The 21734-nt window shown below is 70.0% G+C and carries 19 protein-coding genes and 1 pseudogene; 11 read left to right on the forward strand and 9 right to left on the reverse strand.

Features of this window, described 5'->3' with window-relative positions:
- Positions 1 to 27: 27 nt before the first annotated feature.
- Complete coding sequence (locus tag WME90_RS25350; RefSeq protein WP_437274563.1) at positions 28 to 1563, reverse strand: dockerin; 1536 nt, start codon at positions 1561 to 1563, stop codon at positions 28 to 30.
- A gap of 622 nt (positions 1564 to 2185) precedes the next feature.
- Here WME90_RS25350 and WME90_RS25355 point away from each other — a divergent pair.
- Positions 2186 to 4399 carry a hypothetical protein gene (locus tag WME90_RS25355; protein ID WP_437274564.1) on the forward strand — a complete coding sequence of 738 codons (2214 nt, stop codon included), beginning with the start codon at positions 2186 to 2188 and terminating at the stop codon, positions 4397 to 4399.
- 28 nt (positions 4400 to 4427) lie between these two features.
- Here WME90_RS25355 and WME90_RS25360 read toward each other — a convergent pair whose 3' ends face one another.
- Positions 4428 to 6080: a bifunctional metallophosphatase/5'-nucleotidase gene (locus WME90_RS25360; RefSeq protein WP_437274565.1), complete on the reverse strand. Its 1653-nt coding sequence runs from the start codon at positions 6078 to 6080 to the stop codon at positions 4428 to 4430.
- 366 nt (positions 6081 to 6446) lie between these two features.
- Positions 6447 to 6833 (reverse strand): VOC family protein, encoded by a 387-nt coding sequence (locus tag WME90_RS25365; RefSeq protein WP_437274566.1) that lies wholly within the window; start codon positions 6831 to 6833, stop codon positions 6447 to 6449.
- A 951-nt stretch (positions 6834 to 7784) separates the two neighbouring features.
- Between WME90_RS25365 and WME90_RS25370 the strand changes: the two genes are divergently transcribed.
- Both WME90_RS25370 and WME90_RS25375 read left to right on the forward strand, forming a co-directional pair.
- Positions 7785 to 8210, forward strand: coding sequence for a DUF6968 family protein (locus tag WME90_RS25370; protein WP_437274567.1), 426 nt, complete (start codon positions 7785 to 7787; stop codon positions 8208 to 8210).
- Between the two features lie 63 nt (positions 8211 to 8273).
- A pseudogene (locus WME90_RS25375) lies at positions 8274 to 8369 on the forward strand (transposase); the annotation flags it as partial.
- A 1005-nt stretch (positions 8370 to 9374) separates the two neighbouring features.
- Here the strand turns inward: WME90_RS25375 and WME90_RS25380 are convergent.
- Entirely contained in the window at positions 9375 to 10205 is an 831-nt protein-coding gene (locus WME90_RS25380; protein ID WP_437274568.1) for a hypothetical protein, read from the reverse strand.
- A 215-nt stretch (positions 10206 to 10420) separates the two neighbouring features.
- Between WME90_RS25380 and WME90_RS25385 the strand changes: the two genes are divergently transcribed.
- The 6 genes from WME90_RS25385 (at position 10421) to WME90_RS25410 (ending at position 13751) form a co-directional block, all read left to right on the forward strand.
- Positions 10421 to 10765, forward strand: coding sequence for a hypothetical protein (locus tag WME90_RS25385; RefSeq protein ID WP_437274569.1), 345 nt, complete (start codon positions 10421 to 10423; stop codon positions 10763 to 10765).
- A 241-nt stretch (positions 10766 to 11006) separates the two neighbouring features.
- Positions 11007 to 11297 (forward strand): helix-turn-helix domain-containing protein, encoded by a 291-nt coding sequence (locus WME90_RS25390; RefSeq protein ID WP_437274570.1) that lies wholly within the window; start codon positions 11007 to 11009, stop codon positions 11295 to 11297.
- A 276-nt stretch (positions 11298 to 11573) separates the two neighbouring features.
- Positions 11574 to 12293, forward strand: a complete 720-nt coding sequence (locus WME90_RS25395; protein WP_437274571.1) for a PD-(D/E)XK nuclease family protein — start codon at positions 11574 to 11576, stop codon at positions 12291 to 12293.
- Positions 12290 to 12868: a hypothetical protein gene (locus WME90_RS25400; protein WP_437274572.1), complete on the forward strand. Its 579-nt coding sequence runs from the start codon at positions 12290 to 12292 to the stop codon at positions 12866 to 12868. Before WME90_RS25395 ends, WME90_RS25400 begins: the two co-directional genes overlap by 4 nt.
- A gap of 237 nt (positions 12869 to 13105) precedes the next feature.
- On the forward strand, positions 13106 to 13288 hold the full coding sequence (locus WME90_RS25405) for a hypothetical protein (RefSeq protein WP_437274573.1): 183 nt from the start codon (positions 13106 to 13108) through the stop codon (positions 13286 to 13288).
- Positions 13275 to 13751, forward strand: a complete 477-nt coding sequence (locus WME90_RS25410) for a nucleotidyltransferase domain-containing protein (protein WP_437274574.1) — start codon at positions 13275 to 13277, stop codon at positions 13749 to 13751. Before WME90_RS25405 ends, WME90_RS25410 begins: the two co-directional genes overlap by 14 nt.
- Positions 13752 to 13790: 39 nt before the next feature.
- Here WME90_RS25410 and WME90_RS25415 read toward each other — a convergent pair whose 3' ends face one another.
- The 5 genes from WME90_RS25415 to WME90_RS25435 are packed head-to-tail and all read right to left on the reverse strand — an operon-like array spanning position 13791 to position 18170.
- A complete protein-coding gene (locus WME90_RS25415; RefSeq protein ID WP_437274575.1) occupies positions 13791 to 15326 on the reverse strand; it encodes an ATP-binding protein in 1536 nt (511 codons plus the stop codon).
- Between the two features lie 42 nt (positions 15327 to 15368).
- The gene (locus WME90_RS25420; RefSeq protein ID WP_437274576.1) at positions 15369 to 16067 is read right to left on the reverse strand and encodes a response regulator; all 699 of its coding nucleotides are present in this window, start codon (positions 16065 to 16067) and stop codon (positions 15369 to 15371) included.
- The gene (locus WME90_RS25425; RefSeq protein WP_437274577.1) at positions 16064 to 16768 is read right to left on the reverse strand and encodes a hypothetical protein; all 705 of its coding nucleotides are present in this window, start codon (positions 16766 to 16768) and stop codon (positions 16064 to 16066) included. The genes WME90_RS25420 and WME90_RS25425 overlap by 4 nt, the downstream gene beginning before the upstream one ends.
- Positions 16765 to 17529 (reverse strand): hypothetical protein, encoded by a 765-nt coding sequence (locus WME90_RS25430; RefSeq protein WP_437274578.1) that lies wholly within the window; start codon positions 17527 to 17529, stop codon positions 16765 to 16767. The genes WME90_RS25425 and WME90_RS25430 overlap by 4 nt, the downstream gene beginning before the upstream one ends.
- Positions 17526 to 18170, reverse strand: coding sequence for a hypothetical protein (locus tag WME90_RS25435; RefSeq protein WP_437274579.1), 645 nt, complete (start codon positions 18168 to 18170; stop codon positions 17526 to 17528). Before WME90_RS25435 ends, WME90_RS25430 begins: the two co-directional genes overlap by 4 nt.
- Positions 18171 to 18733: 563 nt before the next feature.
- On the opposite strand from WME90_RS25435, the gene WME90_RS25440 reads away from it, so the two are divergent.
- Together WME90_RS25440 and WME90_RS25445 are read left to right on the forward strand one after the other, a co-directional pair.
- The gene (locus WME90_RS25440; protein ID WP_437274580.1) at positions 18734 to 19915 is read left to right on the forward strand and encodes an LLM class flavin-dependent oxidoreductase; all 1182 of its coding nucleotides are present in this window, start codon (positions 18734 to 18736) and stop codon (positions 19913 to 19915) included.
- 221 nt (positions 19916 to 20136) lie between these two features.
- Positions 20137 to 21603 (forward strand): hypothetical protein, encoded by a 1467-nt coding sequence (locus WME90_RS25445; protein ID WP_437274581.1) that lies wholly within the window; start codon positions 20137 to 20139, stop codon positions 21601 to 21603.
- Positions 21604 to 21734 lie beyond the last annotated feature (131 nt).

A 21734-nucleotide genomic window follows, 5' to 3' on the forward strand; every position in this document is an offset into this window, starting at 1 on the left:
TCCGGAACGCCGCGCCGGAGCCGCCCTTCAGGGGACGTTCATCTCGAATGCCACGCTGTAGTTCGGCTGGGCCTTGCCCGTCGTCGAGCCGACGAACGGATCCGAGTCGCGCAGCTGACCCCAGCGGATCGTGCCGCCCGTCATCGACGTCCCGTCGGTCGTCATCGCATAGCCGACCATCACGCCGGAAGCGGGGAGGTTCCGCGCGGTGATCTGCACCGAATCGCCGGAGATCTCCACGCCGCTGATCTGGATCCGGGTGTTGCCGCTCCAGAGCTCGAAGCCGCGGCCTTGCGCCCACTCCGTGAACGCCGTCTGGTGGGGAGACGGCAGCGCGCTGTCCCAGGCGAGCGGCGGCACCGGGACATGGAAGTGCACCGTGACGACGTCGCCGCTGCGCTCGACGCGCGTCGGCTGGAGCGGCTGCCAGTCCTTCCCGAGCACGACCTTCTCGAAGAAGATCTGGCCGAATTTCTCGCCGAGCAGCTGGTACCCGTTCGCGTTCAGGTGGATGTGATCGTTCGCATACGGATACTGGTACTTCGGACCCGAGCAGACGATATCGCCCGGGTGGTCCACGCCGACGCGCCACTGCGCCTGCGTCGACGTCGACCGCGTGCCGGCGTCGGTGTGCACCGAGTTCTGCTGGGACACGAGCAGGGGGATGCTCCGCGACTGGCCGGTGATCCGGAGGAGATCCTGGTTGTAGTCGGACCACAGCTTTGCCAGCTCGTCCTGGTAGGTCGCGCTGCCGGCGTCGGCCTCGCCGTGTGTGATCACGATGGCGCCGACGCCATACGTCTTGTCGGCCGCCCTGGCGAGGCGCGTGACGGCCTCCGCCTCGAACAGCGTCGCCGCGTAGGCGCGGCCCATCGACGTGTCGCCCGAGGCCGTCTGGGTGGCGCCCTTCCGGAGGACGCTCATCGGCTGCCCGCTCTCGCCGACGACGGTGTGGACCGTGACGTGGTCGCCGCCTGCGGCCGCCTCCGCGAGGGACGAGATCTGGTCGGCCATGGCCGTGTGTGGCGTCTCGCCATAGATGTTCTTCGGGTAGGCGCTCGGGTACGTCGTCGCGAACGCGCGGATCGGCTCGACGAGCGGCACCAGGGAGAGGGCCGTGTTCGCCGCGTCGAACGGGGGCACGCTCGCGTTCCCGAGGGACAGCTTGAGGTTGTGAAAGCGCTGCGTCGTGGTGCGGGGCGGCGTGCCCTCCGCGCCGACAGAGAGGCTCTGCCCCGTGCCGACGATGCCGGTCCAGTCCCAGAGCGGCGCCGGCGGCGCGCCGCCGCCCCCTTCCCCGGCGCCGCCGGTGCCCGCCGCGCCGCCGCCTGCTTCGCCGGAGCCGCCGGTGCCCGCCGCGCCGCCGGAGCCGCTCGCGCTGCTCGTCGCCCCCTGACCGCCAGCGCCGCCGGAGCCGCTCGCGCTGCTCGTCGCCCCCTGACCGCCGGCGCCCTGAGCGCCGGCGCCAGAGGACGACCCGTCCGACGAGTCGCATCCGAGCGCCGCGAGGAGGAGGGCGAGAGCGCCTGACGAGCCAAGGCTCAAGAACGAAGATTGTCGCATGATGGCTCCTTGCCGCTGCACGAGCGGGCTGGGTGATCGCGGCCCGGAGCGTCGATCGTCAGGCCGCGTGGTGGAAACCAGGACCGGCCATACCACGGAGGTGCGCAGAAAACTGAACCGATTCAGTTACTGGGGACCTCAACCCCGGTCGGAAGCTCCGCCAAGGCATCGACGTCGCGGCGTCGACCTCGGTCGGAGGCTCCGCCAGGGCGTCGACCTCGCGGCGTCAACCTCGGTGGGGTCTCACCGGCCTCATCACGCCGGAACCTCGAAACCTCGACCAGGGTCGGGTCTCACCCCGGCCGCCACCCCCATCGGCTCGCCGCCCGCGAGGTCCACGGCGCGGCGGCGGTGGCCAAGCAGGCGCTCACCTTCTCCCGCCCCGGCGGCCCGGAGCTGGTGCGCCGGAAGGAGCCCGCCATGTCTGCGCCCCGTGATCGAGGGCCGGCTCCGCGCGACAGCGCACATCGCAGACCGCGTGCTACGATCGCTCCCGATGCATGCAAATGCAGCGTTGCACGACGCACTCGCGGAGTTTTTTGCGCTCTTTGCATCGAACTTCCTCCAAGGAACGCGCGAAGTCCCCCCGTTCACCGCGAGACTCGTCGGGACGTCGATCGAAGTGACGCTCCACGCAGGCGAGGGCGGGCCGGCCATCATCCGCCAGCGGGGCTCCGCCCTCTACCTCCTCGCCGGGCAGCTCTGGACCAAGGCCCGCGCGAGCGAGGGGCACGGCCTCTGCTGTCTGCTGCCGACGCTCACCCCTTATCCCCTCAGCTTCTCGACGCAATGGGACAACTGGCAGAACCTCCAGCGGGCGGCGCTGCCCGCGGTGGGCCGGATCGCCCTCGCGCTCGATGACGATGCGCACGAAGAGGCGGTCCTCCTCCTCCGGCACGTCCTTGACGTCGACTCCGGTTATTGGCTGGAGCTCGAGCGCGCCGTGCCGAACGGGCTCCGGAAGGAGGTGCTCGCGAAGCTGTCGGAGCTCGAGCAGCGGACCAGCCCGACCTCCTCGCTCGGCGGCCACCTGAAAGCGCTCGCGTCTCACGCCGGGAGCAGCGATCCTCGCGAGCGCCTCTTCGTGGCCAAGCATTATCGAGCCACCACGAAGCACCTCTCGAACGACAATCACCTCACGTTCATGAAGAACATCCAGCCTGCGCTCGAGGCGTGGCTGAAAGAGGGGGACGGCGCCGTCTTCGAGACGGCGGTGGGGATCGCCGAGATGCTCGGGTACAAGCTGTTCGAGCGCAGCGCCTACGCCGAGGCCGAGCCGTGGCTGTCGGCGGCGCTCGACGCGGGGATTGCCGGCGCAGAGCTGCTCCGCGCCCGCTGGGAATGCCGGCTCTACCGGGGCGACGAGCGCGCCGCCGCGGAGGACTGGCGCGCGGCCGAGCCGATCGACGACCCGGCGCAAGGGCTCTCGCTCGGCTTCTTTCATCGGGGCGACCGGCAGGATCGAAGGGCGATGGGGCTCGCGCGGGTGGCGCGCTCTCTCGGGAAGCTCGCGGGCGGGGAAGACCCCTGCCGCGACCGCCCGAAGACAAAAAAAGCCAAGGCCATGTCCGAGACAGAGCGCTCGTCGCTCCTCGCGAGGGCGCGCGTGCTCGCCGGGGAGGCGGTCGCCCTCATCGACGAGCGCGCTCGAGGCGACGAGGCGCGCGCCCGCGCCGGCCAGGGGGTCACGGATCGCGGCTTCGAGGCGCGCATCTTCGCCGCGCGGGCCTTGGTCCGCGAAGGATCGGGAGACACCGCCGGCGCGCTCGACGATTATCGCCGGGCGCGGGCGCTCGCTTCCGCCGCCGGGCTTTCCTGGCAAGGCGACCTCCACGGGGAGGACATCCGGCGCCTCGAGCGTGCAGGCAAGGAGAACGGGGGCGCGATCCCGGGGTGCTTCGACCCCGACTGGTTCCTTGCGAGCGAGCGTAGCGACGACGAACGCAGCCGAGCGGCCGCCGTCTGGTGCGCACAGCCCTGGCGGGTGGTCCCCGACGCTCGCGAGCGCGGCACGTCGATTCCGATCGCCTTCGCCCTGGTCAAGGCCATCGTCGATCACTCGGCGGCCCTGTGGAAGCTCGGCGAGGCGGACGGCGTGAAGCTGCCCGATCGTCTCGAGCTCGTGCAGCGGGCCCGACCGCTCCTCGATCGCTTCGCCGACCGGCGCGACGCCGACCGTCTGGAGAGCGTCCTCGACGACGCGCACGAGATCGCGTTCGATGTCTTGCCCCGCAATGAAAAGGCCGAGCGCGCGCCCTTCTTCGTCTTCCTGCGAGCGCTCGGTGACGCCGAGGCGTTCGACGAGGAGCGGGTCCTCTCCGCGCTAGGCGACGACGCATGGAGCCGCCTGAGGCGGCACCTCGAGGCAAGGCTCGACAAGCTCGACCCGTTGCGCGACGTCTTCGACGCGACGGTCCACGCCGGCGCGCCGATGGAGGCGGTCGCCGCGGCGCTCGCCGCTCACCGGCAGCTCTTCCGAAACGATTGGGGATCCTTCGCCACGCCGCGGCCGGCCTGGGTGAAGCTCGCCAAGCCGCTCGAGCGGGCGGACGGCGCGAAGCTCGCCCCGGCGCTGATCGAGCTCATCCGCCGCGAGCAATCCGTGCCAGGTCATTACGGCCTGACGCGCCTGCCAGCGAAGTCGCTCTGGCCGCTCTTTTACGCCTGGCACCCCTCGACCGAGGCATTCCTGCTCGAGGCGCTCGCGGGGAAGCTCGACAATGGAAAGAGCCTTTCCGCGACGCAACGCAAAACGCGCCTTGAATGCCTCTCCTGGTTTGCCGACGAGAAAAAGCTCGCCAAGCTCGGCGCGGCGCTGGCGAAGCGGCGCCGGTAGCAACGAGGCGCTCGTTAGGCCCGATCGATTATCTCTGTTTGCCCGCTGGCGCCGGCTTTTCGCCGAGCTTCTTCTCGAGCGGCGCGCCTTCTGCGCTCTTTTTCTTTTCGATCCAGGCGATCACCGCATCTCGCCACGAGATCCCCGTCCCCACGGGCTTCGGATCCTGCGCCGCGAAGACGGCGCCGTCACCGCCCCCGTACATGAAATCGGTGATGATGACCGTGTAGCGCTTCTTCGGATCCATCGGCTTGCCGCCCACGGACCAATCTCCGTTTGGCGCTCTCTTCGCGCCGGAGACGATGAACGACTTCGCCTCCAGGTCCTTTGCGAGCGACGCGCCGTCGATGGATACCTTCACCAGGCGGTTATCGAACGGGAGCACGCCCCAGATCGTCGCGTGCGTGATCGGCCCTCGCGGAATGGTTTGCCGCACGCCGCCTCGGTTCATGATCGCCACGTCGCCGCCCAGCTCGTGGAGCCAGGCGTCGCTCACGAGCTTGCCGACAGCCTCCTCCGGGCCGATCCCGCCCTCCGAATAGCCGATGACCTTCCCGAGCGCGCTGTCGACCTTCGTTTTCCACGCCGTGACGAGCCGGGCGAGCGGGGGATCCGCCGGGACTTGCGGATCGGTCGCGACGTCGACGATGCCATGGCTGATGGTGACGACGCGGGCCTGCGGGGGATTGTCGGGGTTGATGGTGATGGCGACGCGGGCGTACTGGTGAAGGCGCCAGCCGGGGCTGATGACGGGCGTGTCGCCTGCGTGAGAGTCGATTTTCTTGTGGCAGTGGCCCCCTCCGACGAACGCGAGCCGCCACTCCGGGTGTTTCTCCACGATGGGCACGAGGTTGTCGGGGCACTCGTGCGCGGTCACGACGACGACGTCGGCGGCTCCCTTCTCCCGCGCTTCGTGGATCGCCTTGTCGAGCGAGGCCTCGGTGGGCTCGAACGTGATCCCCTTGAAGCGCTCGGCCATCGCGGCCTTCAGCGTATCTGCCGCGGCGAGCCCCACGACGCCGATCTTCACGCCCTTGCGCTCGAAGACCTCGTAGCGCCGGATGTCGAGATCGCCCGCGAGCTTGGCGTCGTCGATCTTCACGTTCGCCGCGAGGTAGCGCAGTCGCGCGAGGTCACGGAGCTTCGTGAATCGAGGCACGCCGAAATCGAATTCGTGATTGCCGAACGCCGAGGAGGCATAACCCATGCGGCCCATCGCGCTCGCCATGGGCTCGCCGTTGAAGTACGTCGAGATGGCGGGGCCTGTGAAATTGTCGCCGCCCGAGAGGAGGAGCGTGCGCGGCGAGGTGCAATCCTCTGGCGAGGGGGGAGTGAGCGCTCCTGCCGGCTCGATGCCCGCGGGAACAGGCCCTGGGCAATGCCCTTCATACTTCACGAGCCGCCCGAGCAGCTCGGCCGCGCCGCCGCGGCTCACGCCGTCGTCGGACAGACTCTCGAGCCAGCCATGTTCGTCCGTCGTGTAAAGCAGCGTGACGGTGACGTTGCCTCGCGCCTTCCCGGCGAGCGGAGGCGTCTCGCTCGCGGGTGTCGCGCCGCCCGCCTCCGTCGAGGACCCCGGGGGTTTCAGGGGGGCTCCCGGGCCCCCCTGAGGCTGGGCAGGGCCGCAAGCAACGGAAAACAGGACGGTGGACGAGCCAAAGAGCAGGGCCAACGGGCGCATGGCCGAGCACGATAGGCCAGGCCGGGCATCGTCGGAACCTCAACCTCGGTGGGCCGGGACCTCAACCTCGGCGGGGGGCGGCGGGAAACCGGAACCTCAACCTCGGAACCTCAATCTCGGAACCTCAACCTCGAAACCTCAACCTCGGTGGGGGCCGCGGCGGAACCGGAACCTCAACCTCGGTGGGGGCCGCGGCGGAACCGGAACCTCAACCTCGGTGGGCCGCGGCGGAACCGGAACCTCAACCTCAGCGGAACCTCAACCTCGGTGGGGGCCGCGGCGGGGAACCGGAACCTCAACCTCGGTGGGCCGCGGCGGCGCCTCAACCTGGGTCGGGCCTCAGCGCGTCCGGGCGGCGCGTCGCCGTCATGCGTCGGCGCGCACCGCGGGGAGCGGGCGGCGCCGGCAGCTCACCTCGATGAGGATGTCGCCGGGCGCCTTGAAATAGAACATCACGCCGCGGCCGTTCTCGCTCACGGGGCCGCTGTCGATGCCCGCCGCGACGATCGCCGCGTGCTTGTCGTACACGGTGGCCACGTCGTCGACGAGGAAGCCGATGTGGAAGCCCTCCGGATAAGGGCCGTCCGCCTCGCGCCGGCGCTGGAGGACGAGCGTGAAGTCGCCGGGCCCCGTGAGGATGGCGATCGCCGGCGAGTGCCGGTTGCCGTGGACCTCGAACTGGAAGTGCCGCTCGAAGAACGCGGCCGTTTCGACGACGTCGGGGACCTGGAGATCGATGTGATTGAGCTGCATGGGAGCCTCCACGGAGGACGCACGTGCGTCCAGGTGCCGTGGGACCTCACTCCGTGGTGGAGGGGACATGGGCTCCCGTCATGGGAGTGGCCGGGGCTCGCCTGAACCGGCCTACCTCTTTCGGCGAGCAAGAAGATAGCGAAGCGATCGCGACCTGGCAACCGCCCGCGAGACATCGACGCGCCAGCGTGTCGGGCGAGGAGAGCGCCGCGCACACGCGCTCGGCGGAACCTCCCGGAGCCTCAACCTGGGTCGGCCGCGGGGGGCGGGGCCTCAACCAGGGTCGAGCGTCAACGCCCCACGCCCGCCACGCCGAGGGCGACCTTCACGAGCCGCTCGGCAAGCGACGCGCCTCCGGCGACGAACGCCTGGCCGGCGCGGCGCACGAGACGGTGCAGGGAACCAGGCTCAACCAGGGTCGGTGCCTCAACCCGCGAGCTCGGCAAGCCGGGAGTGGCGCCGTACTCTCGCCCATAGACTCGCTCGTCGATCGATCGGTTGACGAACACCCGCCAGGAGGAGCGTTCCGCTGCCGACGTACGCGCTGGCGCTCGGCGTCCGTGGTGTTGTCAGGGAGCATCAGCGGCACACCTCGGCTGGCGTAGATGTCGCAAGCGGGAGCAGCCATGAGCGGCGAGCGTTTGATCGCCAGTTTTGACTTGCCCTCACTCCCATCCTGCATATGTGAATCGAGTGAGAACGCGGCCGACGAGACGAGCGAGGAACCGAGCGTTGCCACTGCAAGCGAGGGAGCGGACGAGGCCAAGCCGCGAGATACCTTCGAGCTTACCCTGTGCATTGCCATCGCCGCGGACAGGGTGACGGTCAAGGAGGCATTCTGTCGCTCGCTCACGGAAAGTGACCAACGGGCACGTTGCTGGTCGCATCGCTTCGACAGGCCCGTCAAGTGGATCAACGGGTGCATCTACGAATTTTAGCTATCCTGCGCGGGTGGCTCGACAAAAATACAAGGTCATAGCCGTTCGTCGGTATAGCGTCGAAGGTGAACCAGATCGCGAGATCGTTCTAAAGATCGGCGAACCAATACAACCGGCCTCGGCGAGCGGCTCGTGGACGTGCCCTGTTTTTCTTGATGGGCTGGAGCCGGACATCCAGTATGCCGAAGGGGTCGACGCCGTCCAGGCAATCCAAAGTGCCATGCGGTACGCGCGACACGCGCTGGAGACATGCGGGCTGCCGATCACATGGCTGGGTCAGGAGCCCGGAGACCTCGGGCTACCGCTTCCTATAGATAGTCCGTTTGGGCTCTGGTTTCAGCGCAGACTAGAAAAGCTCGTAGATGATGAAAAGGAGCGCGTCGGCGAGATAGTGGCTGCGGCTCTCAAGGAGCGCGCACGGAGGAAGCGCGGGCCTTGAAGCTCGCTCGGTCTGGTGCTCCCCCGCTTCCGCGGACATCCCCGACGGCACCAGGAGGTAGGGATGGGACGGAGAAAGCGGAGAGCGTTCACGCCCGAGTTCAAGGCGGAGGCGGTACGGCTGGCGATGGCGGGCGGCCGGAGCATCGGGCGGGTGGCGGATCGTCGGATCCCCAACCTCGGTGAGCCGTAACCTCGACCTCGGTGCGCGGGGGCGGTGCCTCAACCTGGGTCGGCGGTTCCTCAACCTGGGTCGGGCCTCGATGGGGCGGTGCCTCAACCTGGGTCGGGCCTCGATGGCGGAACCTCAACCTCGGTCGGCGGCCGGAACCTCAACCTCGGCCGGAACCTCAACCTCGGCCGGAACCTCAACCTCGGCCGGAACCTCAACCTCGGCCGGAACCTCTGCCTCAACCTGGGTCGGGCCTCGATGGCGGAACCTCAACCTCGGTCGGCGGCCGGAACCTCAACCTCGGCCGGAACCTCAACCTCGGCCGGAACCTCAACCTCGGCCGGAACCTCAACCTCGGCCGGAACCTCAACCTCGGTCGGCGGCGGCGGTGCCTCAACCTCGGCGGCGGTGCCTCAACCTGGGCGGTGCCTCAACCTGGGTCGGGCCTCGACGCCCGAGGCGATGGGCGACCGGCCAGCGGCCGCTCTGCGTTGCGAGCCGGAGGGTCCGGCGCCCCCGCGGGCTCTCTGCGTTGCGGTCCGGAGGGGTCCGGCACCCCGGCAGGCGCTCTGCATTGCGGTCCGGAGGGGTCCGGACCCCTCCATCTGGCACAATGAGCTGCGGATCCAGGGGTCGATGGCACAGAAATACGAGATGGACAGCGGAATTTGACACAACTTGACCCCGGTGAGACGCTCTGCGGAGCGCCTTGAAGGGGTCCGGCACCCGGTGTGTCGCAATGCATTGCGGTTGAGCCAGTGTCGGACCCCCCTCATCTGGCACAGATCGAGGCCGAGACGGCACAGGTTGCGGCGCTGGTCGCTCCCAGATGTGCCGGAGGACAGGGCTGGGCAACCTGGCCCTAGCGGCGAGGGCCCCGCCATCTGGAGCGTACGGCGGGGTCTCCGGGGGCTTGGCCCCGGGACGGGTCACGACGAGGGGACGAGGCGGGAGGCGATCGCGGCGCCGGCGGCGCGCGTCAGGCAGCCGGGATCAGCTATCGGCGGGCGCGGCCGTCGGCGCGCCGGGCTGGAGGGGAACGCCGGGCGGGGCGGGCGCCGCGGTGTCGCCCTCGGGCTTGTCGTTCTTCCGGGGTGCGCCGCGGCCGCTCGACCCGACGCTCCAGCTCGCGAGCGGCGCGAGCAGCCTGTCGGCGAGCTCCTGCGTCTCCGGCTCATCGGGCTCGACAGAGCCCATCACCTTGATCACGTAGGCGCGCAGCGCCTCGGTGAATGCCGCGAGCGCGTCGCGCACGCTGGGCGGCGCCGCCGCGGCCGTGGCCGCAGGCGCGGTGACGCCGAGCGCCTTGCCGTACGCGGCGTGCGCGGCCTCCAGCGCGGCGAGGAAGCGCTTGCCGCCGAGCGCCTCGATGCGCGCGTCGAGGCCGCTCTTGCGGATGCGCTGGATCCGGAGCTCGCTCTCGGACCACTCCAGGACATACGTAAGCTGGAGGAACTTGAGCCCTCCGGTGAAGATGGCTGCCTTCAGCGCGCTCGCCTCCGCGGCCTCGGGCGCGCTGGGCGGCAGCTTGGTGAACGCCGTCAGGAAATCGTGGAGACCGCTCCAGCAACCGTCGAGGATGCGATCGCACTGGACGGCATCCTCGCTCGCCTCCCCTCCCTCCGAGAGCGACACCTGATCGCGCAGCGCCGACGCGAGCTCGTCGTGGCGCGAGGCCAGCGCGGCGAGCACCCGCGCGACGCCCTTCACGAGCTGCTTCTTCGCCGGCTTCGCCGCCGTGATCAGCTGCTCGCCGAGCGCCATCGCCCCCACGGCCGTGAAGCGGGGGAGCTGGATCACTTCCGATGCGGTGTATTTGCTCATGAGATCACCCTCGTCCGCGGCAGGAGCGCTGGATTGCGCCGGAATGCCAGACGGGCCATCGTGAGCTATCGATGAAATGAAGAGGCTTGTCCAGGGATATTTCGATGGGAGGGCAACTTGCATAAGAAGGTGCGGTGTCGAATTCCTGCTGTTCTGGGGCGAGCTCGGACGAAGGATTGGTGAGAAGATCGAGGGATGTTGCGTGGATAGCGAGGTTGGCATTGATCTGGCAGTCGCGGCTGACGCGCAACTTCGCCAGGTGCCAGGCGCTGCGAGCGGCGCGAGCGCGCGGCGTGAAGGCGCCGCCCGAGCTCGAAGGCGGCCGCGAGGCGGGTCGCCGCCTGGAGGGCGACCTCGGCGCGCTCCGCCAGCGCGACGGGGGAAAGGCGGGCGAGCGCCGGGAGATCGTCGGCCGGGAGCGCGCGGCGGCCCGCGTCGGGCAGGCCGAGCAGGAGATCCAGCAGGGCCGCGTCGGGCATCGCGGGGAGGTCGACGGGAGCGGGCTTCATCGGGCGCCTCCGCGCGAAGGAGGGCGGTCCGCCGGCGCGAGCGCCTGGTGAGCGCGGCGGCGGTGGGGCTCGAAGGAACGGGGACTTTGCCCGGGATCGGGGAGTATGCGAACGATCGACACGTCGGACCTCGCTGTTTTCGGGGTTCGGCCACGCGGCCCGGGGCGTTGGCGCGCCCGCGGGCTGCACTTCTTTGTGCGCCTCGCAGCTTACCGAGCGCGCTCCGACGCGGTCAATACAACACAACTTATAGATTGTGTTTTCGCGGCGCGCCCGAAGGTAGGCCCCGCGCATGGAGCGCGATCATGCGGACGTGGTGCTCGAGTCCATCGGAGCCAACGTGCATCGCCTCCGTGTGCGCCTGGGCCTGAGCCAGGAGGCGCTCGCCGAGGCGGCGGACATCAGCACGGGCTTCCTGCAGCGCGTCGAGAGGGGGAAGACGAACGTCGGGGTCGTGGTGCTGGTCCGGCTCGCCGACGCGCTCGGCGTCGAGCCGGGCGTTCTGCTGCGCCGCGCCGTGCTGCCGGAGGTGACGCGCGGGAGGCCGCGCAGCAGGCGGGCGAAGCAAGCGCCGTCGAGGTAGGCCGGCCGCGGCCATACGTTGACATCCTCGCCAGAAAGCCGGCGGCTGCGTGGCATTAGGTGCAGCGCCCGGCGTTGATCGCTCACTCGGTGCAGGCGTAATCTGGTCACACCGCATGGCGACCAAGCGAGACCTTCTCACCCATCTCACCCGGGACGAGCTCCCGGTGGAGGTGGCCCGCTTCGAGCTCCCCGTCAGCGACCGCCGCGTCCGAGATCATCGACGCCATCGCCCAGGCGCGCAGTGCCCAGCGAGCGATGGTGGTAGAGGAGATCGATGACAAGCCTCGCGCCAGGCCTTGAAGCGGACGAGTTGCAGATCACCTCCCTGGCCGCCGAGTGGCGCACCATCCTGGCGAAAGAGCGGGAGAACGAAGCGGCGGAGGTCGCTGCGTGGGAGGCGACCGTCGCCGAGATCCGTGCCGAGCACGATGCGCTCCTGCGTAATGGTGCCTGGGTCGGCGGACCGGACGACACGCTGAGCATCCTCGGGGTTGGCCGAAGGGAGCTGTACCATTCCGCCCTGCTGGCGTGGCTTCTCGATCCTCAGGGCCGCCATGGCCTCGGCTCCAGCTTTCTCGAGGCCTTGCTCCGCCGCTGCGCGTCGGATCCGCCCACGTCCGAGCTGCATCTCGCCCAGCCGGCGCTCGAAGTGAGCCGGGGCGACGCCCGCGCCGATATCGTTGTCACCGCGCCTGGGCTCTGCCTCGTGATCGAGAACAAAGTCGATGCGGGTGAGCAGCATCGTCAATGCGACCGGCTCTTCGAGAGCTTCGGGCGAGAGCCAGGCGCTCTGTTCGTCTTCCTGTCGCCCTCCGGGCGGGCACCCGAAACCGCCACGGGCAGCGCACAGGAAGCCTTCCAGAAGATGAGCTATGCCGACATAGCCTCGATGCTACGTGACGCGATGGCACGTGCCGTGGGGAAGGGCGCGACGGTCCACGGGCGCGAGGTGGTGTCCAATTACCTTGCCACCCTGAACCGGGAGTTTCAATGAATCGCATCGACGATCCGCGTGCCGTGTTTTATTTTCGACATCAGACACTCATCGAAGAGTGGGCGGCTCTCGGTTCGTCCGCTGCCCAGCTGGCGCACTCTTTTCTATGCTCGTGCGCCGACGACATCGCCGAGCTCGCCTCCGATCTATCTCCAGATGCCCACGTCCACAAATATCTGGAAGGAGACTGGCCGAAGGTCCTCGTGCTTTCGCCTGGGTGGCGCGAGTTGAGCGCAGGCGGGCTCGTGAGGGTCGGGATCGGCATACAGTGGAACAAATCGAACCGTCTGAACTTCACGACGTCTCCTGGTTGCGCGAACACAGGGGTCTGGGTGGACAATGATCTCGACGGCGGCAAGGAGCTGTCGAAGAAGCTTCGTGTAGCATTCGCCGAGGTCGGCCTCATCAAGGCCCACAAGCTCGCGATCAGCCCGTGGTGGCCCGCCTACCGCTATGAGATGGCAACGGGGGAATACTGGGACGACCTCGCGCCCTACCGGGCACAGCTCGTCAAATCAGTGCGGTTCTTCTGGAGGGAGTTCGAGCCACGGATCCGGGACGTACTGGCGGGCTGAGCGCAGGTGCCCTGGACCATGCGGCACAGGTGTCACGCGACCGGGAGCGGAGCTGCCCGAGGCTGGGGCCATGCCGGCTCGCCAGCCGAACCTGGTGACGCCCGCCACGCCCGATGCGCTAGCTCAGGGCGGCGACGCCGGCTTGGTTCGCTGCTCCGGGGACGACTGGAAACCGGGCAGGTCGACCCGACGCAGGGGCCCCGCGGCTTGCCGGCCCCCGCATGCTAAGGTCCGAGCATGCCCGAGCCTCTGGACCCTCCCGCCGAGGAGCGGGACGACAGCCCCTACGACGAGAACGGGGTGGACCGCTCCCTCGTCCGCTGGATGCTCAGCCTGTCCCCTACGGAGCGGCTGGCGCAGGTGCAGGGGGCGATCGATCTGGTCATGAGCGTGCGCAAGCCATCCGATGGCGCTCGCTGACGTCCTGCACGCGCTGGTACACCACGACGTCGAGTTCATCGTCGTGGGCGGCATGGCTGCGGCGCTGCAGGGCGCCCCAGTGAACACCCTCGACATCGATATCGTGTACTCACGCTCCGAGGAGAACATCGTCCGGCTCATGGCGGCCCTGGCAGACCTGGAAGCGGTCTTCCGCACCGACCCACGACGGCTCGTCCCGAACGAGTCGCACCTGCGCTCGGCGGGGCACAAGCTGCTCCAGACGAAGCACGGTCAGCTCGACGTGCTGGCGACGATCGAGGAGTCGACGTCCTATGACGATCTCCTGCCCGACTCGACGGTGCTCGAGGTAGCTGGCGTCCGCGTCCGCGTTTTGTCGCTGGAACGGTTGATCGAGGTCAAGGCGAAGCTGACCAGGCCCAAGGATCGGGCGATGCTCCTTCTGCTCCAGGCGACCCTCGACGAAAAGCGTCGAGCGCCCTGACCGGCACATCGAGCCGCACGGGCAACCCTCCCCGCCCTCCTACTGCCGCACCGGCAGCTCCACCACGAAGCTCGCCCCCTCCCCCGGCGCGCTCTCCACCGTCACCGCGCCGCCGTGCGCCTCCACGACGCTCTTCACGATGGCCAGCCCCAGCCCCGTCCCGTCGCGCCCTTCGTCGGTCGTGAAGAACCTGTCGAAGATCCTCGGCAGGTGCTGCGGCGGCACCCCCGGCCCCCGGTCGCGCACCGAGATCCTCGCCGTCTTCTCCCCTTCCCGCCCCTCCCCGCCCTCCACGGCCACCACCACCGGCTCTCCGGGCGGCGAGAACTTCACCGCGTTGTCCACGAGGTTCGAGAGCGCCGTCTCCAGGTCCGTCTGCCGCGCCCTCAGCAGCCGCGTCGGCATCTCGTACCGCAGCACCACCGGCTGCCCCGGGCTCGCGCGCCGGTCCACCGCGCGCGCCACGAGCGCCTCCAGATCGAGCACGGTCATCGCCTCGCTCGAGGCCTCGATCCGGCTCAGCTCCAGGAGCCTCGACACGAGCCGGTCGAGCCGCGCCACGTCGAGCTCGATGTTCCTCAGGAAACGCCGCCGCGCCTCGAGATCGTCCGCCGCGCCCTCGTCGAGCAGCTCGGCGGCGCCCCGGATCGACGTCAGCGGCGACTTGAACTCGTGCGCCACGTCGGCGGCGAAATCCGAGATGTACCGCAGGCGCGCCCCCAGCCGCTCGTTCATCGCGGCGAACGACTCGCCGAGCTCGCGGATCTCGCCGCTCCCCGACACGGGCACCACGACGTCGCGCTCGCCGGCCGCGACGCGCTTCGCCGCGCGCGACAGCTTGCCGAGCGGCCTCGATATCGACCACGCGAGCGCCAGCGTGACGAGGCCCGTGAACACGCTCGCGACCACGAGGACCCGGATGAGCCCCGAGCGGATCCGGTGCAGCTCGACCAGCACCGGCTGCGTCGAGCGCACCACGTAGACGGCGCCCAGCACCTCGCCGCCCCGCCGGATCGGCTCGGCCAGGAACAGGAACACCGCCGGCTGCCGCTCCCGCACGCGCGTCCATGCGCCACGGCGCCCGGCGAGCGCCTCGCGCACCTCGGGGCGGTTCCCGACCTCGGGCCAGAGCTCGCGCGCGTTCTCACCGAAATGGCGCACCCCGTTGGCGAAATCCGCGAGGCCCGACGAGCCCGGTCCACGGCCGCTCGTCGAGAGAAGACGTGGAACCGCCGGCTCGGGCCCCTCGGGCGGGCCGTTCTCGTGCGAGTCCACGACGACCGCGCCCGCCCTGTCGAGGATCCGGACGCGCGTGCGCGTGTGCCTCGCGGCCCGGGTCAAGACGTAGCGGTGATCGAGCGCGCCGAGCTCGACACCCCGGTCGAGATCCGACCCGAGCATCGCCGCGACAAGGACCGCCTGGTTCGCCATGTCGCGCTCCAGCGAGCCGAGAAGCTGCCGCTCATAAAGACGCGCGAACTCGAGCCCCGCCACCGGCACGAGCAGCACCACCAGGTTCACGATCAGCAGCCGGACGCGGATCCGGCCGAGCTCCCGGCGCAGGCGCTCGATCATCCTACGACCTGGCATCCCCCACGGCCCGGCATCGCGGCCCGGCTACGCTCCCTGCAGCTTGTAGCCGACGCCGTGCACGGTCGCGATCGGATCGCCGCCAACCACGCGAAACTTCGCACGAATCCGGCGGACGTGCGTGTCGATGGTGCGCTCCGTGATCAGGTTGTCGTAGCGGTAGGCGCGCTGCATCAGCTGCCCGCGCGAGAGCACCACCCCGGGCCGCTCGAGCAGCGCGCCGAGCACGCCGAGCTCCGTCGCCGTGAGCGACACCGGCTGCCCCATGTAGCGCGCCTCGTGACGCTCGGTGTCGACCTCGATCGCGCCGTGGCGGAGGACCGCGGCGCGCGCCTCCACCGGCGCCGGCGCGGGCGGCGGCGCCTCCGTCCGCCGGAGCAGCGCGCGCACCCGCGCCACGAGCTCGCGCGGCGAGAACGGCTTCGTGAGGTAGTCGTCGCCGCCGAGCTCCAGGCCGACGATCCGGTCGACCTCGTCCGCCCGCGCCGACAGGAACAGGATCGGCGTCCTGCTCGCCGCGCGCAGCCGCCGGCACACCTCGAGGCCGTCGAGCTCGGGGAGCATCACGTCCAGCACCACGAGGTCCACGCTCCCCGCCCCCGCCGCCTCGACGGCGGCGCGCCCGTCGGCCACCGCCGTCACGGCGTACCCCTCCTTTTGCAGGGCGTAGAGCAGGACCTCACGGATGCGCGCCTCGTCGTCGACGACCAGGATGTGCTTGCTCACGTCTCGATCGGTTCCTCGTATCCGGCGCTGCCGGCCGCGTCGATGGCCGCGCCGAGGCCCTCCACGCGCGCCCAGACCTCGGACACGATACCACCGACGCCCTCGACCGAGGATCCGGCGAAGCGCGCCAGGACGAGCTGCGTGCGGAGCGCCTGGACGAGGTCCGCGAGCTCGTCCAGGGCGCGGGCGTCGCGGTCGCGCATCGCCCGCAGGCGCCGGATGTTCTCGAGGTGCAGGTGCGCCGTCGCCAGCGACCGCGCGCCCGCGCCGCCGCCGCCCCGCTCGATCTCCGCGACGCGCGCCGCGGCGGCGCCCTCGTCGAAGCCGCTCTGGCGCAGCAGCGCGTCGAGCTCGGCGTGACGGGCGGCGGCGCGTGTCACCTCGGCCTCGATCCGTGAGGCGGCCTCGCGCGACAGGAGCGCCTCGAACGAGGTGCCGACGCACGCGCTGACCCCCTCGCGCAGCGCGCCCAGGACGCGCGCGGCGGCCTCGCCCCCGGCGCCGCCAGGGCGCGCACCGCTTTCCCCGCGGCCCGCCGTGAGCGCGACGGGCGCCCAGATCGGCCAGAGCGGCACGCAGAGGGCCGCGGACAGGGCGGCGCGGCGCGCGCCGTGGCCGTCAGGGCGCGCGGCGCGGTAGACCGCCACGGCGCACGCGAGCCCCGCGATGAGGTACAGGACCGCCAGGTCGCGCAGGCTCATCGCTCGCTCCCCGTCTGGCCGTCGCGCGCGACGCCGTCCTCGTCTTCGTACGGGTAGGGGTAGCCGTGCGGGTAGTCGGCCGGATCGGGCGGATGCCCGTCGTCGTCATAGATCCCGCGCGCAGATCGGAAGCTCCGGAAGAGCGCGTCGGAGAAGCTCCCCTCGCTGGCGCGCAGGAAGGGGACCTGGTTCTCGCTCGGCCGCCCGAGGTAGGGCCGGAGGATCCACGCGGCCTGACCGCCGACGGCGAAGAAGACGGCCATGAAGGCGACCGCGGTGAGCCAGCGGCCCCGGCCCGCGCCGATGCCCCGCACGAGCACGCCGAGCGCCGCGAGGCCCGCGACGGCGTAGGCGAGCCAGGCGGCGACCGAGGACGCGTGGTAGCCGAGCCCCACGTCCATGGCCAGCCAGAGCACGGGCGCGAACGCGAGCAGCACGAGCGACGAGCGGCCCGCCGACGCGAGGGCGAGCGCGATGACGGAGCGCATGGGCCACGGGCGGCCGAGCACGGCCGAGAACGCGTGGAGCGCCGGGGCCGAGAGCGCGAGCGTGATCAGCATCGCCAGCGGCACCTTGACGGCTGCATAGACGATCTGCTCCCTGCCGCGGAAGCTGCCGACCACGCCGCCGAACACGGCCGAGCCGAGGGCGATGGCGCCGAGCGACGCGAGCGCGATGGCGCGGACGTCCCTGTCTTCACGGCAGCTCGCGGCCACCTCGGCGGGCGCCCGGAGGAGACGGCTCACGACGGAGGCGCTCACGAGGCGCCACCCTTCAGCATCGGGAGCGTCTCCAACCACACGCGCAGCGCGAGCACCGCGGCGAACGCCGCGAACCCGACGAGCGCCGCGGTCGCACCGGAGCGCCTGACGAGACCGCTGTCGCGCCGGAGCGCCGCGCCGAGGTCGCGCAGCAGGACGCCGACCCCGACAACGCCGCCCACCGCGAGGCCGAGCAGCCCCATGATGGCCGCCGTGACGTCCGACCCGCCCGTCACGACGAAGAGCGCCGCGGCGGGCGCGAGGCCGCCGAGCACGAGGCCCGTCGAGGCGGCGGCGCGCGCCGTCGCCGACAGCGCTCGGGGCGGGTCGAGCGGCGCGTCGAAGAGGGTCAGCACGATCGTGAGCGCCGGCACGCCGACGCAGGCAACGGCGACCATGGCCGCAGGGACGCCGGCGGCGTGGTGAACGAACGACGTGCCGCCCTGCCGCGCGCCGAGCGAGAGGCCGTACAGCGAGGCAAGGCCGACGCCGATGCCGAACCTGGACAGGTCCTCGCGGAGCGAAGCCGTCGGGCGCTCCGCGAGGAGCGCGGCCGTCCAGCTGCGGTGTCCGGCGCCCGCGGTGGGCTCCGCGGCGGGGCCGGACACGGCGGCCGCCGGAGCGTCGCCTCGACGCTCCACGGGCTCATTTGCGCCGGCGTCCGTGCCGGCCTCGGGCGATGACGTGACGGGGAAACAGGGAGCTTGCGCCTGCACGAGGACCTCCATGGGGTGAGCGCTGCGCGGCCCGGTCACGGCCGCCGCAGACCTCCATGGGCGTACCCCCCGGGTGAGGCGCGCCCGCGCGCCCGACGAGGAACAAACGCGGAGAGGTTGTGGCGAAGACGTGGCAACCCCCCGCGGCCTCAGCGTGCCGGGAGCCCGGATCGCCAGCGCCCGAGGAGCCCCCGACCAAGCCCCTTATTCTGTTGGCATTTTACAGAGGAATTAAACAGGGAGACGGGGAGACGGGGAGATTGTTGGGATTTCACTCCCCGTCTCCCTGTGAACTTTCCCGAAAAATTCGAGGGGATGCTCAACAAGGATCCCTTCACGGGTGGTCTCCCGCAGGCGCACATCGCAGCTCCTCGGCGCCCGATCCCGGCAATCTATCGAAATGTACTTCAGTGTGCGGCAAACCACACATTGCTGTTTTGTACACGACGGATCGATCCTTGGCGCGCGGCACTCGCGAGGGAGGAACGATGAAGATCGACGTGTTCACAGAGATGCAGAGTCCCCGTCCGTGGTCGGAGGACCACGAGCACAGGATCATCATGAACACCCTCGAGCAGGCGAAGCTCGCCGATCGGCTCGGGTACGGCTGCTGGTGGCAGGTCGAGCACCATACGGCCGAGGAGTTCAGCTACTCGTCGGCGCCGGAGGTGATGCTCGCGGCGATCTCGCAGCACACGACGTCGATGCGGCTCGGGCACTCGTCGGTGCTGTCGCCGTTCCGGTTCAACCACCCCATCCGGGTCGCCGAGCGCGCGGCCATGCTCGATCACCTGAGCGGCGGGCGCCTTGAGCTCGGCCTGGCCCGCTCGACGATCCCCGAGTGGCGCACGTTCAACATCCCTCCGGACCGGACGCGCGACCAGATGCAGCAGGCGTTCGAGATGATCCCGAAGATGTGGACGCAGGAGCGGTTCTCCTGGAAGAGCGAGGACGCCGAGATCAATAACGCGCCCATCGTCCCGAAGCCGTACCAGAAGCCCCACCCGCCCCTCTGGCAGGCCTGCTCGAGCCTGGCCTCGTTCGAGCAGGCCGGGCGCAACGGGGTCGGCGCGCTGGGCGTGACGCTGTGGGCGCCGCCCGATCAGGTGAAGGAGTGGATCGGCATCTACCGCGAGGCCATCCGCCGGTGCGAGCGCCCCGTCGGCGCCTTCATCAACAACCAGGTCGGGTTCTTCACGTTCGCTCACTGCGCCGAGACGGACCAGCAGGCCATGGAGAACGGCGCCGCCTCCGCGGCCGCGTGGTACACGAACGGATCGTTCACGTTCTTCGAGGCCAAGGAGCACTTTCTGCGGACCCACGCCGAGGAGCAGGCGCTGGCCAAGGACCCGGCGGGCGGCGGGCTCGTGGGCCAGCTCCTGCGCGACCGCGCAGGGAAATCGCCGGCCACAACGAAGGCCAACGACGTCCTCGCCCGCATCATGCAGAACGAGGAGGTCCCGAACGAGGAGGTGTTCGACGCCCTGAAGGAGCAGGACTCGCTCATCGTCGGCAGCCCGGAGACGTGCCGGCAGAAGATGAAATTCTACAACGAGCTCGGCATCGATCGCCTGCTGACCTTCCAGCAGGTCGGGCGCCTGTCGCACGAGCAGGTCATGAGCAGCATCCGGCATTTCGGCAAGCTCATTCCCGAATTCGACAAGCCCTAGTAATCCACTCGGAATCACGGCGGCCCAGCGCCACAGCGCCGGTCGTGGCAGCTGCGCGCTGCGCCGCCGTCTGGCCAGGCGGAGATTGACATCTCCGGAGCGTTCGAATCTCATCCTCGCGCATGATGCGCGCGCAATTTGGATATGCTGGAGGGACGGGCGCCAGGCGCAAGCTTGGTTTCATTCTAGGGCTCGTCCTTATCGCTGCCTGCGAGCAGAAGGTGCGAACCTTCGAGTCGTCGTCGAGCTCCGCCGGCACGGACAGCGCCTCCAGCAGCGGTGGCGGCCCGCCGGGCAGCGGCGGTGGTCTTCCGGGCAGCGGCGGCGACGGGGCGGGCGGCGACGGGGCGGGCGGCGACGGAGCGGGCGGCGACGGGACCGGGGGTGCGGCCACACCGCCCCATTGGGATACGTTCGAGCGCGTCGGTCATGACGAGCTCGCCAATCAAATCTCGAACTTCTTGCCGCAGGTCGCGGTCTCGGCCAACGGCGACGCGCTCCTCGTGTTCTACGATCAGGGCACCGTCTGGGCGCGCCGCTATGTCAAAGCGAGCGACAGCTGGGACTCGCTGCTGCAGGTCAACGACGCGGCCTCGAAGGGCATGAACGCCAGGGTCGCCATCGACGCCGAGGGCAACGGCGTGGTCGTCTGGTATTCGAGCTCGGTGGGCGGCGCCGTGTTCGCCAAGCGGTTTACCGCGTCGCTCGGATGGCCCGCCGGGTGGGGCACGGTCGAGGCGGTCGCCGCGGGAGTCTCGGGGGTCTCGCAACAATCGACGACGGTCGCGATGACCCCCGACGGCCATGCCGCCGTCGGGATCGACGTGTACACCGCCGCGGAGTCGAGGCGTGAGGGCTACCTGGCCATCTATGAGGTCGGGCAGGGCTGGCGAACACCCGTGAAGGTGTCGGGGAGCACCACCACCTGCAATGGCACGGCCGTGGGCGTCTCGACCGTGGGCACGACGCTGCGCGCCGTGGCAGCGTGGTACCAATCGGACAGCGGGCGCCTCAACGTGCTGGGCAACGTCACCACCTACGATCTGACGACGCACAACGGCAGCGCGGAAGGCCCGAAAGCGCTGGAGGCGGACGACACGCTCGACCACTTGAGCCCACGCGTCGTGATGGACGGGAGCGGGAGCGCCATGGTTGTCTTCCTCCAGCGCGACTCGACAAGCTCGGTGTCGCACGTGATCGCCAATCGGTATTCAGGGAGCGCGTGGACCGGCGCGACCGGCGTGGATACCGCGGGCGGACGCGCGAGCAGCTACGCCGTCGCGATGAACGCGGAGGGCGACGGGGTCGTTGTGTTCCGGCAGTGTGGGGCCGCCTGCGCGATCTGGGCGCGGCGCTTCTCGGGGACGAATTTCCAGCCGGCCGACAAGCTCTCGATCGACGAAGATAGCGTGACCGATCCCGCGGTCGCCGTGGATGGGGCCGGGCGCGGGCTCGCCGTGTGGGGCCAGAACGCCGCCGCCATCGGGTCGATCTTCGCCAGCGAGCTGTCGCCGGAGCTGGGATGGACCGAGGCCCATGCGCTCGAGGACGACAACGCCGCAAAACACTGGAAGCCGGCGGTGGCCTTCGGCCCGAACGGCACCGGGATCGCGGCGTGGGTGTACGAGACGACAACGACGAACGACATCACCCGTCAGTCGATCTTCGCCGATGTCTACAAATACTGAGGACCGCGCTGGACAGGCGCGCGAAGGTTCGCTAGGCTGCGCCTCGATGTCCGTCCCTCGCGCGCGCACCCTCCGCCCCTGCCTAGGCCTACGGCCCGGGGGCCTTTGCGCGCGCTGCTGACGACCTCGCT

Source organism: Sorangium sp. So ce375 (assembly GCF_051473855.1).
GTDB lineage: Bacteria > Myxococcota_A > Polyangia > Polyangiales > Polyangiaceae > Sorangium.